Below are 16373 nucleotides of genomic sequence, written 5' to 3'. Positions count from 1 at the left end.
CAATGGCGATAAAGCAAACGAATAATCCTAAAGTTGATCTTGTTTATCGGAAGAGAAAAAGTGCGGAGGAAATGAGGCATCAAGTTATTACGTTTGCATTAATGATTTTTTTAACATTAGTTGCATTTGTAGCGGTGGCGTATCCAAAAACTTTTAGTCCGATTTTCTCTGTACCGTTTATTTTACTATTAGCAGTGGTACAAGTAATTTTTCAATTGTGTTATTTTATGCATATGAGTCATAAAGGACATGAAGCAGCAAGTTTCTTTCTTTACTCTGGTCTGCTAATAGGGTTAATTACAATTTTAGCTTTTATGACAATCGTGTGGATTTGAAAAGTGAAAAATAAGGGAGCTTGTGTTGTCACAGCTCCCTCTTCATATTATGAGATAACCTACGAAGGTAGGTGTGAAAATGAGTAACTTGTGGATATTTGGTTTTCAGGCTTTATGGAGTCCAATCTTTTTATTATTTATGCTTTCGATTCTTATTGGGTACTTCTTAATTATTGGGCCATATAGAATGCGATTTGAAAATGCGACGAAGGTAAGTAAGAAGCAAATTTTTTATTTTACGACTGGTATTGTTCTTTTGTATTTTGTAAAGGGAGGGCCTATTGATTTAATTGGCCATATTATATTTAGTGCTCATATGTTTGAAATGGCAGTCATGTATATTGCAGTTCCACCGTTACTGTTGCTTGGTATACCAATTTGGTTATATCGTTACATTACTTCTTTTAAGTTTGTTCAAATTATATTAAAGGCATTTGCTAAACCACTTATTGCGTTATTTGTATTTAACGGCCTGTTTTCTTTTTATCATTTACCAGTTGTTTTTGATACGGTAAAACAAAGTCAAATAGCTCATCCTATTTGTCTCGCTATATTGTTTTTTACAGCAATCATGATGTGGTGGCCGATGTTAAATCCATTACCAGAATATCAAACATTAAGTGATATAAAGAAACTTGGTTATATGTTTGCTAATGGCATATTATTAACGCCTGCTTGTGCGTTAATCATTTTTGCGACAGCCCCGTTATTTGCAACGTATACGGATCCGGCTGCTTGGATGAAAGCGATGGAACTATGTGTACCAGCGGGCACTTTATCAGATTTAAATATAACGGGACCAGAATTTTTGCACTGGATGCCAGTCGTACAAGACCAGCAAACTGGTGGTATCATAATGAAAATTGTCCAGGAAATAGTGTACGGTACAATTATAGGCTATGTATTCTTTAGATGGGCACGTAGAGAACGTGAAAAGGATAAGGAGCAGTTGCAACAATTGCCGCCGTATTTACAGACTAAGTAAAAAAAGTGTATGGGATTCCATGCGCTTTTTCTTTTTAGTTTTAGCTACCTTAAAAAGATTGAATTTTCTAATTTTTTATGTTAAGTTAGTGTAGGCGTGTACTAAAAGTGGAGATAAAATTTACTACTAGCTTTCATGCGTAATAATTCCATATGTAGTGCAAGTTTTTTAGAGAGTTACAAATATATATTGTTATCTTTAATAAACACGAACTATTTTAAGGGGGAGTTTAAATGGGTAGTAGTGGAAGTATGGTAAAGCCGATTAGTGGTTTTTTGACAGCACTAATTCAATATCCAGTACCAGTAGTAGAATCGCGTGCAGACATTGATAAACAAATTCAACAAATCATAAAAACAATTCATTCGACCAAATCAGGTTACCCTGGTTTAGAATTGATAGTATTTCCTGAATATAGTACACAAGGGCTCAATACAAAAAAATGGACTACAGAAGAATTTTTATGCACAGTGCCTGGGCCAGAAACAGACTTATTTGCTGAGGCATGTAAAGAATCTAAAGTATATGGTGTTTTTTCAATAATGGAGAAAAATCCTGATGGTGGAGAGCCATATAATACAGCAGTTATTATTGATCCACAAGGTGAAATGATTTTGAAGTATCGTAAGCTAAATCCTTGGGTGCCAGTCGAGCCTTGGAAAGCTGGAGATTTAGGCTTACCTGTTTGTGATGGACCTGGAGGAAGTAAATTAGCTGTTTGTATTTGTCATGATGGCATGTTCCCTGAAGTAGCTCGTGAAGCGGCCTATAAAGGTGCAAATGTCTTAATTCGTATTTCTGGATATAGTACACAAGTTAGTGAACAATGGATGCTAACCAATCGTTCAAATGCATGGCAGAATTTAATGTATACATTGTCGGTAAACTTAGCGGGTTATGATGGCGTATTTTATTACTTTGGTGAAGGACAAGTATGTAATTTTGATGGGACTACTTTAGTACAGGGACATCGAAATCCTTGGGAGATTGTTACTGCTGAAGTATATCCAGAACTAGCAGATCAGGCTAGATTAGGATGGGGATTGGAAAATAATATATATAATCTAGGTTCAAGAGGATATGTAGCAACTCCTGGTGGGGTGAAAGAAAATCCATATACGTTTGTAAAAGATTTAGCTGAAGGTAAATATAAGGTTCCTTGGGAAGATGAGATTAAAGTAAAAGATGGATCTATTTATGGATATCCAGTAAAAAAAACGATTCATTCTTAGGGAAGGGAAATAAAACAAGCGCATCATATTGATGCGCTTGTTTTTGTTAATCAATAATTTGAAATTCTTTTAACTCTTTTTCGACATTTTGTAGGAGTTGTTCGCTTTTTTGAAGTACATTCGTTGGGAAAGTCTCATCATCACCATATTCAACGCCGTGAGGATAATAATGTTTTCCTAATAAGGGGGGAAGTAGTTTTACTTCAGCGTGTCTACTGCCAATGTCACCTTCAACAGCAACTCCTTGCACTCGTAAATAATAAACATCCTTTAATATTTCAAATTTATAATCGTATGTAACTCGCTCATAATCCCACTGTCCGGCAAGTACGAAGTGGTTGTTTTCCATGATTTCAGTTAAAAGAGTTAATTCAACGACGGCTCCATTAAATTGCGTATTTGTAAATTGCATATAATACCTCCTTTTTTAATGTTACACCATTATTTTTATAATAGTATGAATAATAAGAAAGTGCAATTCATATTGAGAGAAAAGGGATAATCCAGACTTTTTTCACAAAAATATGATATAGTGAAAAGAGTACGGTACACACAAAAAGAAAGAAAAGGATTTGTGTATATCTCAATTTTATGTTTTGTTCAGGAGGTATATCGTTTGAAGAAATTATTGCGTATCGTAATGATTACATTTTTAATTTTAGCTGTTGATTTATACGGGAAATTACTCGTTTCACAATATATATTAACCCCATCTCAATCAAAGCAAGAAAATAAAATTGTGAAAAAGAAAAAGCAAATTAAGGAAGACTCCTCAGACACTGTTTTAAATATGATTGGTGAAGACTCTGAAAACTTATTAGCGAAGTGGGGAGAACCCTCTCGAATAGAGCCATCTGCATACGGATATGAATGGTGGGTATACAACCAGGATTTAACTCAGTATGTTCAATTTGGAGTTTCTGAACGTAAAGTTGTAACGGCATACGCAGCTGGTGAACAAGTTAAGGTTCCACCTTATTATATAAATGAAAAATATGAAGAAGTATATAAAAAAAGTCCGCTTTCGCATGAAATTTCATTAAAAAGAGGGAAAAATAGTTATCAATTTGAGCTATCTGATACCGAAGTCATGGAACAACCGTTAATACCTGTAGAAGATGGATGGGCGCAATTGTATTTTGATCAATTTACACATGAGCTTGTTGGTGTTCGTTATATGGATGATGAAACTTTATTACGCCAAAGACCGTATCAGCTCGTTTATTCAGGTGAATTAATAGCAGAACAACCATTGACTCCAGAAAAAATAAAACAAGTAGAAAATGGGAATATGCAACAAATTTTTGATTTAACAAATATCATTCGAGGTCGTCATAAATTACCATTATTAACATGGGATCAGGAAACAGCAGATGTTGCTGTTGGTCACAGTAAAGATATGAAAGACAATAATTATTTTTCTCATGACTCACCTACATTAGGTACACTAGGAGATCGCTTGCAGCGCGGGAAAGTAGGATTTCAACTTGCTGGTGAGAACATAGCGGCTCAACATAGTGATGGAATTGCGGCAGTGCAAGGTTGGTTAAATAGTGAGGGGCATAGAAAGAATTTATTAAATGAACAATTTACAGGATTAGGTGTGGGTGTATACGATAAATTTTATACACAAAACTTTATTCGAAAATAAAGTGAAATTGTAAGCGGTGGGGTGTTAACATCACCAAATTAGTTACTTCGTATTCACTGAATTGTAGGTGGGAATCTGACCGTATGCAAATAGCAGAAAAAAAGGTGCATGAATCGTCTAAAAATAGGCGAACCATGCGCCTTTTTTTTCTTACTATATAGTAGATATACATGGAGAGGTGAGGATTATGCCAACAACAAAAGGACCGTTACATCCATCGGTTCAACAGTTTAAAGAATTTGTAAACCATCACCCTAAAATGGTTCATGAGGTTAGAAGTGGTCATAAAACATGGCAACAATTTTATGAAGAATGGTACTTACTTGGTGAAGAAGATCCAATATGGGCAACTTATAGACCGGATGGAGCGCCTGCGTTTTCTTCGGTAAAAGAAAATAAAAAAGAAAAAGATAATCGAACTGAAGAGGAAAAAACTGCTGATGTGATGGGGCAAATGCTTTCTTTTTTTAAAAAGTTGGACGTGGAACAAATGCAGAACCATTTAGCCAATGTGACGAGTGCAATTGGGAGCGTGCAACAAGTTATTCAGCAATTTCAAGGTAACCGTACGCAGCAAGAGCAAAGTACTTCAGAAAATAACCCATTTTTCTTTCAAAAGGATTAGGGGGAAAGATGATGAGAGCAGAAATTATGGAGTTTATAAAGGCTGATGAGGATTTATCTCGCTATATTAGAGAGCAACCGTACTGGTATAGAAAATTAACACGAAATCTTGAAGAAAAAGAGGCTTTTGAGTTAGCGGCGATGCAACATTTCAAAAAAACAATACCAGATAAAGTGGAAAAGTTTCAAAATCAATTGGCCGTTGCTTCGATCATGATTGATATGTTTCAGTATATGAAGCAACAAAATGCAACTTAATTGGAAGTGAAAAATATGTCCGTCATGCAGAACTTTTGTTACAATAGAGGTTGATTATTTAAAAAGGAGTTGCAGCATGACGGAAATTTGTTTAGTACGACATGGACAAACTGATTGGAATTTTCAAGAAATTATTCAGGGGCGAGAAGATATTCCGCTTAATGAAGTTGGTAAGAAGCAAGCGAGTCAGAGTGCAGCTGCTTTACAAGAAGAAACGTGGGATATCATTATAAGTAGCCCGTTAATTAGAGCGCAAGAAACGGCTAATGAAATTGCAAAGACAGTTGGATTACAATCGATTTTATTAGATGAGCGATTTGTTGAACGGAATTTTGGAGAAGCTTCAGGGAAGCCGGTTGCGGCTGTTAGAGAGTTGATTGCTGAAGGTAAAGTAGAAGGTATGGAGCGAGATGAAGAGATTGTAGCTCGTTGCTTTGCTGCTTTAGAAGATGTTGCGACAACTCATTTTGGCAAACGTATTATTATTGTTGCTCACTCACACGCGATAAAAGCGATTTTACATGCCATTGAACCAGATGAAATTACATTTAAGACACCATTAAAAAATGCGTGTATTAGTTATGTGAAACAAAATAGTGGAAAGTGGGATGTTCTTAAATATAATATAGCGGAACATATTAATGTATAAGTGTGTACGGATATAGTGTAAAAATAGTTTCATTATATCTTTCTTTTGAGTAAGTCACTTCAATTAGTAGTTCTAATCTAAATGTGGTATGATGGATACTCGGAGGTGTCTCTCATGATTGTAGCGACGCTAGAAAGCGTATTAATATTAGATAAGGCAGAGCAGCTTGCAAAAGCGATTATCTGTTCAGATATAGCAGAAGATTATCGTAAGTATTATAGAGAATTACATGAAGATATGGAACTTCAGACGCTCATTCAGCAATTTACAGCGATGAAAGAACGGTATGAGGAAGTACAGCGTTTTGGAAAATACCATCCTGACTATACTACCGTGTCAATGAAAATGAGAGAATTAAAGCGTTCTGTGGACTTACATGATAAGGTTGCAGCTTTTAAAAGAGCAGAAACTGCTTTGCAGAAGTTATTAGACGAAGTTAGTGTAGCAATCGGTTCGGAAGTGTCTTCTTCCATTAAAGTGCCAACAGGAAATCCATTCTTTGATGCTGGTGGCTGTGGTGGAGGTTGTGGTACTGGCGGAGGTTGTGGTTGTAAAAAAACGGGGTGATGTACCCCGTTTTTTAGAAGTTGGAAGAAAACGTATACAGAGTTTGTCCTGTAATGTTATAAATTTCTGATTGGTTTTCATAGAATATAAAATATATGTTTTTAAAAGGAGAAGATGGAGAAGATTATGTTCGGGCAACGACAAAGTATGATTGTTTATTTACATTCATTGAAACATGCCAAGATTTTAAGGAAATATGGTAACATACATTACATATCAAAACGATTAAAATATGCTGTAGTATATTGTGATATGGAACAAATTGAGCATATGATGCATAAGTTGAACAAACTTCCTTTTGTGAAAAAGATAGAACAGTCGTATCGCCCGTATTTAAAAACGGAATTTGAAAATTCCCGTCCTGATCGAGCAAAAGAATACGATTATAGCTAATAGAAAAAATCCCCGGCTAAATTTAGCCGGGGATTTTTCACTTGAAATAACGTGTTATTTCATCGGAGGAATGAAATTGTTCATTCGTAAAATACCAATTAAATGATTAAAAAATAGTTCTTTTTCTGGGAAAGTTGTAGATGGTTTTACAGTAAAGGTAGCCACTTTTTTTCCGAGTTGTTCTGCCGTTTCTTCAAATAAAATGACACGTTTACTTTTTTTATTTTCAAATACAGGAATGCCTTCACGACATATGTATAATGGTTGGAAATCACCAGTAGTAGTTGGTTTTAATATTACAACAAGCGAACATACTTTTTTATCGTTTTTTATTGTTTCAAATTGTAACATATGTGCTATACGTTCTTGATTTGTTTTGGCAATTTCAAGTAATTCATATAAATCAGAGTAGCCTTCTCCAAGTTCTATAAAGCGTTGAATCATATCTTTTCCTCCTCTTTCTTTTACTGTACCATTTCACTTTTTAAATGAAAAGCACACAAAGAAAAAAAACCCTGCATAGCAGGGCCCTTCTTATACTAGCATGTACTAGTAAGAAGGCAAAGGGAGAGGAGAAACCGGAGGAAGAACTTATGGGGAAACGTAAGTCTTCTCCGCGGTTGGCAACAACATCGAAGGTGATGTTGTTATAATTATTTATGTCCAATCTAAATGAAGATATACATAATGAAATTAAATTTTATGTTGGGCTTTTTATTTTTCTTTTTTTTATTTTGTGATAGGATAAAAAAGATAAAGTGGAACTAATATACATATTGGGTTCATATTAGTGAATGATGAGATGAATACATAAAAATAACGAGAGGTTATTTGAGGCCGAGTTTTCCTATAGTTAGGTGAATGTGGTTTGTTAACGGTTACCGAAGTGGGAATGGCTTTCTATAATCGCTCGATAGATTGAAATAAAGGTAGTGACAACAGATGAGAGTAGTTTCAGGAAAATGTAAAGGACACCCACTTAAAGCGGTTCCTGGTAATACAACACGTCCAACGACAGATAAAGTAAAAGAATCTATTTTTAATATGATAGGTCCTTATTTTGATGGTGGTATCGCCCTTGATTTATTTGGTGGTAGTGGTGGTCTTGGAATTGAGGCTTTGAGCAGAGGGATTGATAAAGCAATTTTTGTTGATCGGGATAGTAAAGCGATAAAAGTAATTCATCAAAATTTAGAAAGTTGTAGAGTACAGGAACAAGCTGAAGTATATCGAAATGATGCTGAACGTGCAGTAAAGGCGCTAATAAAACGTGAAATGTCATTCGATCTTATATTGATAGATCCTCCATATAAAGAGCAAAAAATTGTATCTTTAATTAGTATAATGGATCAACATGGATTGCTACATAGTGATGGATTAATTATGGCAGAGCATGGTAATGATGTAGTTTTACCTAATTCAATAGGAAGGCTTGTAAAAGTACGAGCTGAGAATTATGGGATTACTGCAATATCGATTTATAAGTATGAAGGTGAGGGGACAGAATGACAAGTATAGCTATTTCTTCAGGAAGTTTTGATCCAATTACCCTTGGGCATCTGGATATTATTAAAAGGGGAGCAAAAGTATTTGATGAGGTGTACGTAGTCGTTTTAAACAATTCATCAAAAAAACCATTCTTTTCAGTTGAAGAGCGATTAGAATTAATTCGAGAAGCGACAAAGGATATCCCGAATGTAAAAGTAGATTCACATAGTGGGCTATTAGTAGAGTATGCAAAAATGCGTAATGCAAATGCAATATTACGTGGTTTACGAGCAGTTTCTGATTTTGAATATGAGATGCAAATTACTTCTATGAATCGAAAATTAGATGAAAATATTGAAACATTTTTTATTATGACAAACAATCAATATTCATTTTTAAGCTCGAGTATTGTAAAAGAAGTTGCGAGGTATGGAGGAAGTGTAGTAGATCTTGTACCTCCTATTGTAGAACGTGCTTTAAAAGAAAAGTTTCAAACCCCGTTAAAGTGAACGGGGTTTTTCTTTATATGTGCGCAAAAATAATAAAATAACATATAAGTATAGACAAAATAATGTGAAAATTGGTCCATAATGTATAAAAGATGTCCAAATTTCATGTAGTATAGAAGGATGTTCGGATAAAAATACAGGAATATCTTTTGGCATAGGCGAGAAAGAACTCACTTTCTCATAAAATGGTGTCCAAAATACAAATGTAAAAATAGGGGCAAGAATACTTTGAATAATTCGTGCGAAAAAATAGGGTTTAAATCGGATATCTGTTTCAGCTAATATGCTAGCAACTTGTGCCTGAATAGAAAGACCACTAAATGCTAAAATGAAGCTTGTTACCATAGCTTGTTGTAAGAGCGGTGTTTCATTTATTTGACTAATCATTTGGCTTCCGAGTGTCATTTCGAAAATACCTGATAATATAGGTATACTAAAATCTGTACTTAGTTGGAAGAATGATAAAATATGTTGCATAATAAAAGAAAGAGCTGCTGTAATGTGAAATACAGTAATCATTTTATTTAACACAGAGAATAAAATAATAAATCCGCCAATCATAAGTAATGTTTGAATAGAAGAAACAATGGCATCCCCAAGTAATTTACCAATTGGTCTTTTTTCTTGTAAGCGTGTCTCGTGAAGGATTAAAAAAGGGTTTTGAAAGCGACGTTTTTTTGTAGTGTGTGTATTAATTTTGTAAGCGGTATTATCGCCGTAAAAACGCATAATTAATCCGACAGCAAAGTTACTGAAATAATGGGCAGCGGCTAATATAATTCCTAATTTCGGATTATTAAAAAAACCGATAGACACAGCACCGAAAATAAAAAGTGGATTAGAAGAATTTGTGAAAGAAACGAGGCGCTCTGCTTCAATCTGAGTTAAAAGATTGCTTTTTCGTAGTCTAGCGCTTAATTTGGCGCCTGCAGGGAAACCAGAAGCCATTCCCATCGCCCAAACAAATCCGCCTATCCCTGGAACGCGAAAAAGTGGGCGCATGAGTGGTTCTAATATAACGCCAATAAATTTTACAACACCGATACTAATTAGAAGTTCCGCAATGATGAAAAACGGTAGTAGTGAAGGGAATACAACTTCCCACCATATATTTAACCCGCGAATAGAAGCTTGCAAAGCGGCTTGGGGGTGGAGTACAAGAGAAAAGGTTAAAAATAGCGTTGATATGGTAAGGAAAGCGGTTTTCCATTTTTCATACATGTAAGTAAATCCCCCTTTGTCCCAAAAAACGTTCATTTCAGTATACGTGGATACGTAGTGAATTTAGACCATAAGTATGAAAAAGGAATGAAAAAAATTAAAGGGTGAGAAAAATGAAAGAACCAAAGATTGGTTTAGCACTTGGGTCTGGAGGAGCGAAAGGGTTTGCTCATATTGGTGTAATAAAGGTTTTAAGGGAAGCGGGTATCCCTATTCACATGATTGCAGGAAGTAGTATGGGGGCGCTAATAGGTACGTTTTATGCGGCAAGTAGTAACGTTGAAAGATTGTATAAATTAGCATCTGTTTTTAAGCGGAAATATTATTTAGATTTCACGGTACCGAAAATGGGATTTATTGCTGGAAAACGTGTCAAAGATATGATTAAAATGTTTACATATAATAAAAATTTAGAAGAGTTAGATATCCCGACGGCTGTTGTGGCTACTGACATATTGAAGGGGGAAAAAGTGGTTTTTACAAGTGGGCCAGTTGCAGATGCGGTGAGGGCTAGCATATCTGTTCCTGGAGTGTTTGTACCAGAAAAAATAGATGGAAGATTATTAGTGGATGGTGGAGTCATTGATCGCATCCCAGTATCGGTTGTGAAAGAGTTAGGGGCTGATATTGTTATCGCTGTTGATGTATCTCCAATTAAGGTAAATGGCGATGTTACGTCCATTTATGACGTAATCATGCAAAGTATTGAAATTATGCAGCATGAGCTTGTAATGAATCGGCAAATTGCATCGGATTTAATGATGCGACCAGCTGTAGAGCAATTTAGTTCACGTGCTTTTACAAACATTGAAGACATTATTCGAGTTGGAGAAGTAGAAGCAGAAAAACATATTTCAAATATTTATTTATTAATTGAGCAGTGGAAGGAGAAACATAATGTTTAAGCGTTTTCGGTTTATATATGCAATCTTAATAGGGGTTATATTGGCGATGTTACTTGTTTACGTACGTTTACCGTATTATATAACAAAACCAGGAATGGCTGCCAAATTAGAGCCTTATGTTCAAGTTGAGGGTGGAACGAAAGAATCTGGTGATTTTATGCTTGTTACGGTTTCAATGGGACCAGCAAATGTGGTGAATTTAATAGCGGCACAGTTTAATAAATATACACATATTTCGAAAGCGGAAGAAATATTGCAAAAAGGTGAGAGTGATGAAGAATATCAATTTCGCCAAAATTATGCGATGAAAGATTCACAAAATGCAGCGATTTATAATGCATATAAACGTGCAAATCGCTCAGTATCTTTTGAAAATAAAGGTGTATTAGTTGCTGGTGTGGCAAAAGGAATGCCGTCAGAAGGAAAGCTTAAGCTTGGTGATGTTATTATAGCTGTTGACGGAAAAACATTTGAAAAGACGGAGCAATTTATTGAATATATGACAGGGAAAAAAGAAAATGATGCTGTAAGTATTGAGTACATGAGAAATGGAAAACAATTGAAAGAGAATTTAAATGTAAAGACGATTCCTAATGGGAATGGACGTGTCGGTATAGGTGTTTCTATCGTTACGGAAAGAGAACTAGTGGTCGATCCGAAAGTGAAAATTAATTCTAATGAAATTGGTGGACCATCCGCAGGTTTAATGTTCACATTAGAAATATATAATCAACTTGTGGAAGAAGACTTAACGAAAGGACATGAAATAGCTGGAACAGGTACAATTAATGAAAAAGGAGAAGTGGGCCCGATTGGTGGTATAAATCAAAAAGTGGTAGCTGCTAGCGATGCTGGGGCTGAAGTGTTCTTTGCGCCAAATGAAAAAGGTGCGGAGAAATCGAACTATAAAGATGCACTTGAGACTGCAAAGGATATTAAAACAAAAATGAAAATTGTACCAGTGGATACGCTGGATGATGCGTTAACATATTTAGAAAAGATGGATAAGGAAAAAACCTCTCTGAAATAGAGAGGTTTTTTATAGGAATTTTGTAGTTGTTTCATCATAGCGAATAGGATGGTGTGTTATATCCTGTTTTAATAGTTGTGTGCGTAACGGTTCGTGCATGATGGAGAAATATACAGAGTTTGCTTTTTTCTCTATATCTAAAGCGACATGGTCGAATGTTTTTGTATGAGTAAGGATTGGAAGTTCGATTTTTTTCTTATTTTTTGAAAGGTAAGTTTGTCCTTTTTGTGACATGCCTAGCAGGCGAATATATGGTGCGTGTTGTTCTATATTTGCGCTACGTATATCCTCTTTTGTTGTGTTTGTTAAAATGTGTGTACAAGCTCTTTGTAATCTAGTCCATGTATAACGTTTTGTTTTTAATGCTTCCATGAATGAATAGAAGGAGGAACTGTTTTGTATTTTTGATAAAATACGATGCTCTAAACCTTCTTCTATTTCATATATATGTCGTAAGTCCCCTGGAGACATCGTCATGAGTCTATATTAAAAAAATGAAAAGTATTGTTCCCAATTATGTAATATCCCGTAGTTTTGTTTGTAATTTGCTAAAAGCGAAGTGGTTGCCTGTGGGAGAAAAGGTTCAATTGTTGTAAATGATCCTTCTTCGCTAAAGAGTTGTTTTCGGATGCTTGTCGCGCTTGCAATATGTTGGTCATTAAATGTTTCATCATGATAATGAGAGGCAAATCTTTTTATAGTTTGAGCTTGTATAGAGCTATTTTGTGACAGAATTGCTTTCATATATTGGAAGCCTAAAATATTATTTGGTTGTGACATATCTATGTTTTTTTCAGATGTTAAAATGTGTGAGAAAGCATCCGATGTTGCTTTTGCATAACTATTACCAGCGTCCATGAATTGTTTTACAAGGCAGTTAAAAGTCTCTTCTTCGTTTTTTTGTATGGAGATGGTATTATAAAAATTTTCGATTTGTCCATCCTCACTACCGAAACAAATTTCGGAAACACGTAGGGCATTTAAAATGGAAATAGCACCATTTGCGAAGGTTTCAGCCTTTTGTGTTGCAAAGACGTATGGAAGCTCTACAACAAGGTCTACGCCGTTTGCTAAGGCCATTTTAGTGCGATACCATTTGGAAATGAGTGCGGGCTCACCACGCTGTAAAAAAGGACCACTCATAACGGCAATTATTATATCGGATTGTGTTAACTTTTTTGTCTGTTGCACATGATAAAGATGACCGTTATGAAAAGGGTTATATTCAACAACAATACCACCAGCTTTTATGGTAATCTCTCCTTTCGATGTAGCATCTTTTTGAAAAACGTGATACTCTATATATTATTTACTATGATGACTTCATTATAGTGTAAAGAAAAAACATTGACAAATATAAAATGGCTAGCTATAATTTTGTTTGTTGCCTTGAGGTGATATGATATGAAATGGTCCATCCATCAATTGAATAAATTGAGAAATAAAGGATTGACATTGGATGAGATGGTAGATGTAAGTGAGCTAAAAGAGGTCGAGAAAGATATTCGTGAAATTAATCCTGTTCATGTAACGGGAAGAGTTGATTTTGGCTCCGGTAAGTTTACGTTTCATCTACATATAACTGGAAGCATGGTTTTACCATGTTCTCGCTCTTTAGTAGATGTGACATTACCATTTGACATTAAAACAACTGAGGTGTTTCAAACTTCACAAGAAGAATTTGAAACTGAAGCTGAAATTCATTCTTTAGAAGGAGAAGTACTTGACTTACTGCCCGTAATCAAGGAAAATATACTTTTGGAGATTCCAATGCAAATTTTCAGTGATGATGTTTCTGGTGGAGCACCGACGCAAGGTCAAGACTGGCAAGTGATTTCGGAAGAAGACAAAGAAAAGACTGTTGATGCAAGATAGGCAGGACTTGCAAAGTTTTTTAACAAATAATCGGAAGAATGGTTCAGGCATTCATATGAAAATGAATATTTCTTTTAAGGAGGTGGGGATAATGGCTGTACCTCTTTAGAAGAACTTCTAAAGCAGTAAAAAGAAAGCGTCGTACGCATTTCAAATTATCAGTACCTGGTATGGTAGAGTGCCCAAGCTGTGGTGAAGCGAAATTAGCTCACCGTGTATGTAAAGCATGCGGTACTTACAAAGGTAAAGAAGTAATCAGCAAGTAATTGCGGGAAAATAAACGCAGAAGATATCTTCTGCGTTTATTTTTTTTTGTCTTAATCTTTAGTTGTTGTATTCTATCTTTTCTAGTAACTGCATATGCTTAATAAAAAATGCATAGGGAGGACTAGAGAGATGGCGACAACAAGACAAGATGCTTGGACTGATGATGAAGATTTGCTTCTGGCAGAAGTAGTACTCCGGCATATTCGAGAAGGTGGAACACAACTTTCTGCCTTTAAGGAAGTGGGAAAAAATTTATCTCGTACACCAGCAGCATGTGGGTTTAGATGGAATTCTTACGTAAGAAAGCAATATAAAGAACGTATTGAGGAAGCAAAGCAACTTCGTAAAGTAGAACATTATGAAGTGAAAGAGACAAAGGTGTTAGAACCTACGTCAATTACGTTGAATGATGTTATTGATTTCTTGCAAAATTATAAAGATGAAAACTCTTTAACGGTGTTGCAACAACAAGTTGAATCATTACAAACAGAAAGAGAGCGCCTTCTGGAGCGATTATCAGTATATGAAGAAGAGTATAGAACATTACTTGATTATATCGATCAAAAAAGAAGTGTAATGGTAGCGGAAAGAAACAATGCTCGCTCGAATGAGAAGTTAGAGAAGCTTAAGAAATAAAAAACAGCTGTTATACAGCTGTTTTTTTATTTTTTAAGCCGATTCTTCGTTTGTAACCGCATTCAAATTTGTTTCTGGATGCCAAATATAAAAATCACCATCAGTTACTGATACGGGGTTGAAATTTAATTTATCCCAAAAACCAGCTGAATGAATACGTGCTATTGTTTTAATAGGAAATTGCATTTGTTTCGCATGATTTACAAGCATTTGCCCGAATCCTTGTTTTTGAAAAGTTGGTAATACTTCAAGTTTATAAAGTTCTAGGTAAGGACCTGTAATTTCGAATGGTTCTCCGCCGTTTCTTTTCATATATAGACTCATACGTGCGATTAGTGATCCACCATAATAAATGCCATAAAATGGAGATTCACTGTCGTTTTCAATAATGTTTGCTTGCAATTCTTCCAGCATAGATAGTTCTTGGGCTCCGCACCCTTTAAATTTTTTGAATTCATCTAACGTTTTATAATTGATGAGCAAGCGCTCAACTTTTGGGAATCCCATTACATCACATCCTTTTGTTATCTTGTTGAATGCAGAAAAGTAAAAATATTTACAATAATATTATAACTCATTTTTTTATTTTTATGAAGAAGATAGTATATTTCTTTTATTATTTTTTTGAGGATTTGCTAAACTAAGAGTATAAGTGTATTAATAGGCAGTATTATACATAGCGAAAAAAGAGAGTGTATTTGTTTGACAGAGGACAACGAAATTATAGGGCGTGCTCATGTACTTTAAAAAGATATAAAAAGGAGGGGAGGCAAGGGCGCTTAATGTGAATCCCTTGTGTGAAAATGAAAATTGGAATTGTCGGACCAGGTGCTATTGGTCTATTGTATACATTTTATTTACAAAAAAGTAACCAAGATGTTACGTTGTTTACAAGAACGGCTAAGCAGGCTGAAGAGTTGAATGAAACAGGTGTAACTTGTATTAGAGATGGAAGATGTGAAACAGTATATCCACCTGTTTTACCGATAGAAAGTATGGTAGCACAAAATTTAGATTATATATTTATTTCTGTGAAGCAATATCATATAGATGACGTACTACCGTTTGTGGAAGGGGCATCATCATTAATCTTTTTGCAAAACGGAATGTCGCATCTTCAAAAGATGCTGAAAATAGGGAGTGAAAATATAGCTGTTGGTATTGTAGAACATGGTGCGAAAAAAGAGGGAGGGCATATCGTTCATCATACTGGGATAGGGGTAACAAAATTTGGAGTGGTTTGTGGTCAATCTATACATTTCAAGAAAATATTCCGTTATTTTCCTGTTACTTATTTTCCAGTTCAAATAGAAACGGATTGGGAAGAGATTATGCACAAAAAATTAGTAGTAAATGTATGTATCAATCCATTGACAGCACTATTGGGAGTTAAGAATGGTGAATTAATCACGAATCGTTTTTTTTATCAAATGATGGAGCAAGTGTTTCAGGAGGTCGCATTTCTTATTAGAGGAGAAAAAGAAATGGTATGGCAAATGGTACGAAATGTGTGTGAAGGAACGTCTCGTAATACATCCTCTATGTTAGCGGATGTAAGAGCGAATAGACAGACGGAAATTAATGCGATTGTTGGATATGTATTAGAAGAAGCTAAGAAACAGCAACTACCAGTTCCGACACTTCAATTTTTGTTCGATGCAATAAAAGGGTTAGAAACAAGAGTATAAGTGTTATTCTTTGCTTTTACGTGAAACATTGACTACAATGTGGATTGGTGAGAGAACTGG

Annotated in this window: 20 protein-coding genes and 2 pseudogenes; 17 read left to right on the top strand and 5 right to left on the bottom strand. The window is 35.1% G+C overall.

From position 1 onward, the window contains the following. The first annotated feature begins 2 nt into the window (after window positions 1-2). From ctaF to BC_RS19645, 3 genes are all read left to right on the top strand, one after another. Window positions 3-335 (top strand): cytochrome c oxidase subunit IVB, encoded by a 333-nt coding sequence (ctaF, locus tag BC_RS19655; protein ID WP_000985705.1) that lies wholly within the window; start codon window positions 3-5, stop codon window positions 333-335. Window positions 336-414: 79 nt separating this feature from the next. Next, entirely contained in the window at window positions 415-1320 is a 906-nt protein-coding gene (gene ctaG / locus BC_RS19650; RefSeq protein ID WP_000069023.1) for a cytochrome c oxidase assembly factor CtaG, read from the top strand. Window positions 1321-1553: 233 nt separating this feature from the next. Then, window positions 1554-2552, top strand: a complete 999-nt coding sequence (locus BC_RS19645; RefSeq protein ID WP_000535802.1) for a formamidase — start codon at window positions 1554-1556, stop codon at window positions 2550-2552. A gap of 46 nt (window positions 2553-2598) precedes the next feature. Here BC_RS19645 and BC_RS19640 read toward each other — a convergent pair whose 3' ends face one another. Beyond that, entirely contained in the window at window positions 2599-2964 is a 366-nt protein-coding gene (locus tag BC_RS19640) for a YugN family protein (protein ID WP_001160952.1), read from the bottom strand. A 204-nt stretch (window positions 2965-3168) separates the two neighbouring features. Here BC_RS19640 and BC_RS19635 point away from each other — a divergent pair, with 204 nt between their 5' ends. The 6 genes from BC_RS19635 (at window position 3169) to BC_RS19610 (ending at window position 6694) form a co-directional block, all read left to right on the top strand. Then, on the top strand, window positions 3169-4203 hold the full coding sequence (locus tag BC_RS19635; protein WP_000735376.1) for a CAP domain-containing protein: 1035 nt from the start codon (window positions 3169-3171) through the stop codon (window positions 4201-4203). A 187-nt stretch (window positions 4204-4390) separates the two neighbouring features. Continuing rightward, on the top strand, window positions 4391-4828 hold the full coding sequence (locus BC_RS19630; protein ID WP_001143346.1) for a YlbD family protein: 438 nt from the start codon (window positions 4391-4393) through the stop codon (window positions 4826-4828). A gap of 11 nt (window positions 4829-4839) precedes the next feature. Next, window positions 4840-5085 carry a YlbE-like family protein gene (locus tag BC_RS19625; protein ID WP_001200987.1) on the top strand — a complete coding sequence of 82 codons (246 nt, stop codon included), beginning with the start codon at window positions 4840-4842 and terminating at the stop codon, window positions 5083-5085. Window positions 5086-5161: 76 nt separating this feature from the next. Further along, window positions 5162-5734 (top strand): histidine phosphatase family protein, encoded by a 573-nt coding sequence (locus BC_RS19620; RefSeq protein ID WP_000134946.1) that lies wholly within the window; start codon window positions 5162-5164, stop codon window positions 5732-5734. A 114-nt stretch (window positions 5735-5848) separates the two neighbouring features. Then, a complete protein-coding gene (locus BC_RS19615) occupies window positions 5849-6301 on the top strand; it encodes a YlbF family regulator (RefSeq protein WP_000634366.1) in 453 nt (150 codons plus the stop codon). Window positions 6302-6427: 126 nt separating this feature from the next. Then, window positions 6428-6694 (top strand): YlbG family protein, encoded by a 267-nt coding sequence (locus tag BC_RS19610; RefSeq protein WP_002082261.1) that lies wholly within the window; start codon window positions 6428-6430, stop codon window positions 6692-6694. A 54-nt stretch (window positions 6695-6748) separates the two neighbouring features. On the opposite strand, the gene BC_RS19605 is transcribed toward BC_RS19610, so the two are convergent. Continuing rightward, a complete protein-coding gene (locus BC_RS19605; protein WP_000616017.1) occupies window positions 6749-7138 on the bottom strand; it encodes a DUF7147 family protein in 390 nt (129 codons plus the stop codon). 498 nt (window positions 7139-7636) lie between these two features. Between BC_RS19605 and rsmD the strand changes: the two genes are divergently transcribed. Beyond that, window positions 7637-8203, top strand: a complete 567-nt coding sequence (gene rsmD, locus BC_RS19600) for a 16S rRNA (guanine(966)-N(2))-methyltransferase RsmD (RefSeq protein ID WP_001266978.1) — start codon at window positions 7637-7639, stop codon at window positions 8201-8203. Then, entirely contained in the window at window positions 8200-8691 is a 492-nt protein-coding gene (gene coaD, locus BC_RS19595; RefSeq protein ID WP_000200601.1) for a pantetheine-phosphate adenylyltransferase, read from the top strand. Before rsmD ends, coaD begins: the two co-directional genes overlap by 4 nt. Here coaD and ylbJ read toward each other — a convergent pair. Continuing rightward, a complete protein-coding gene (gene ylbJ, locus BC_RS19590; protein ID WP_000273082.1) occupies window positions 8683-9912 on the bottom strand; it encodes a sporulation integral membrane protein YlbJ in 1230 nt (409 codons plus the stop codon). The genes coaD and ylbJ overlap by 9 nt on opposite strands. 113 nt (window positions 9913-10025) lie before the next feature. Between ylbJ and BC_RS19585 the strand changes: the two genes are divergently transcribed. Continuing rightward, window positions 10026-10817: a patatin-like phospholipase family protein gene (locus BC_RS19585; RefSeq protein ID WP_000662588.1), complete on the top strand. Its 792-nt coding sequence runs from the start codon at window positions 10026-10028 to the stop codon at window positions 10815-10817. Beyond that, entirely contained in the window at window positions 10810-11847 is a 1038-nt protein-coding gene (locus BC_RS19580) for a SepM family pheromone-processing serine protease (RefSeq protein ID WP_000476281.1), read from the top strand. The genes BC_RS19585 and BC_RS19580 overlap by 8 nt, the downstream gene beginning before the upstream one ends. Window positions 11848-11856: 9 nt before the next feature. Here the strand turns inward: BC_RS19580 and BC_RS19575 are convergent. Beyond that, window positions 11857-13038, bottom strand: a pseudogene (locus tag BC_RS19575) (nucleotidyltransferase). A gap of 213 nt (window positions 13039-13251) precedes the next feature. Here BC_RS19575 and BC_RS19570 point away from each other — a divergent pair. The 3 genes and pseudogenes from BC_RS19570 (at window position 13252) to BC_RS19560 (ending at window position 14625) form a co-directional block, all read left to right on the top strand. Further along, entirely contained in the window at window positions 13252-13722 is a 471-nt protein-coding gene (locus BC_RS19570) for a YceD family protein (protein ID WP_000872148.1), read from the top strand. Between the two features lie 91 nt (window positions 13723-13813). Next, window positions 13814-13988, top strand: a pseudogene (gene rpmF, locus BC_RS19565) (50S ribosomal protein L32). 130 nt (window positions 13989-14118) lie between these two features. After that, window positions 14119-14625, top strand: coding sequence for an RsfA family transcriptional regulator (locus BC_RS19560; protein ID WP_000246467.1), 507 nt, complete (start codon window positions 14119-14121; stop codon window positions 14623-14625). A 33-nt stretch (window positions 14626-14658) separates the two neighbouring features. On the opposite strand, the gene BC_RS19555 is transcribed toward BC_RS19560, so the two are convergent. Continuing rightward, window positions 14659-15132, bottom strand: coding sequence for an N-acetyltransferase (locus tag BC_RS19555; protein WP_000506694.1), 474 nt, complete (start codon window positions 15130-15132; stop codon window positions 14659-14661). A 296-nt stretch (window positions 15133-15428) separates the two neighbouring features. Between BC_RS19555 and panE the strand changes: the two genes are divergently transcribed. Further along, window positions 15429-16313: a 2-dehydropantoate 2-reductase gene (gene panE / locus BC_RS19550; protein ID WP_002164452.1), complete on the top strand. Its 885-nt coding sequence runs from the start codon at window positions 15429-15431 to the stop codon at window positions 16311-16313. Window positions 16314-16373: the final 60 nt, after the last annotated feature.

The sequence above is a fragment of the Bacillus cereus ATCC 14579 genome (assembly GCF_000007825.1).
GTDB lineage: Bacteria > Bacillota > Bacilli > Bacillales > Bacillaceae_G > Bacillus_A > Bacillus_A cereus.
The sequence above is the reverse complement of the archived record's forward strand: the minus strand, read 5'-3'. Positions and strand labels throughout refer to the sequence as shown.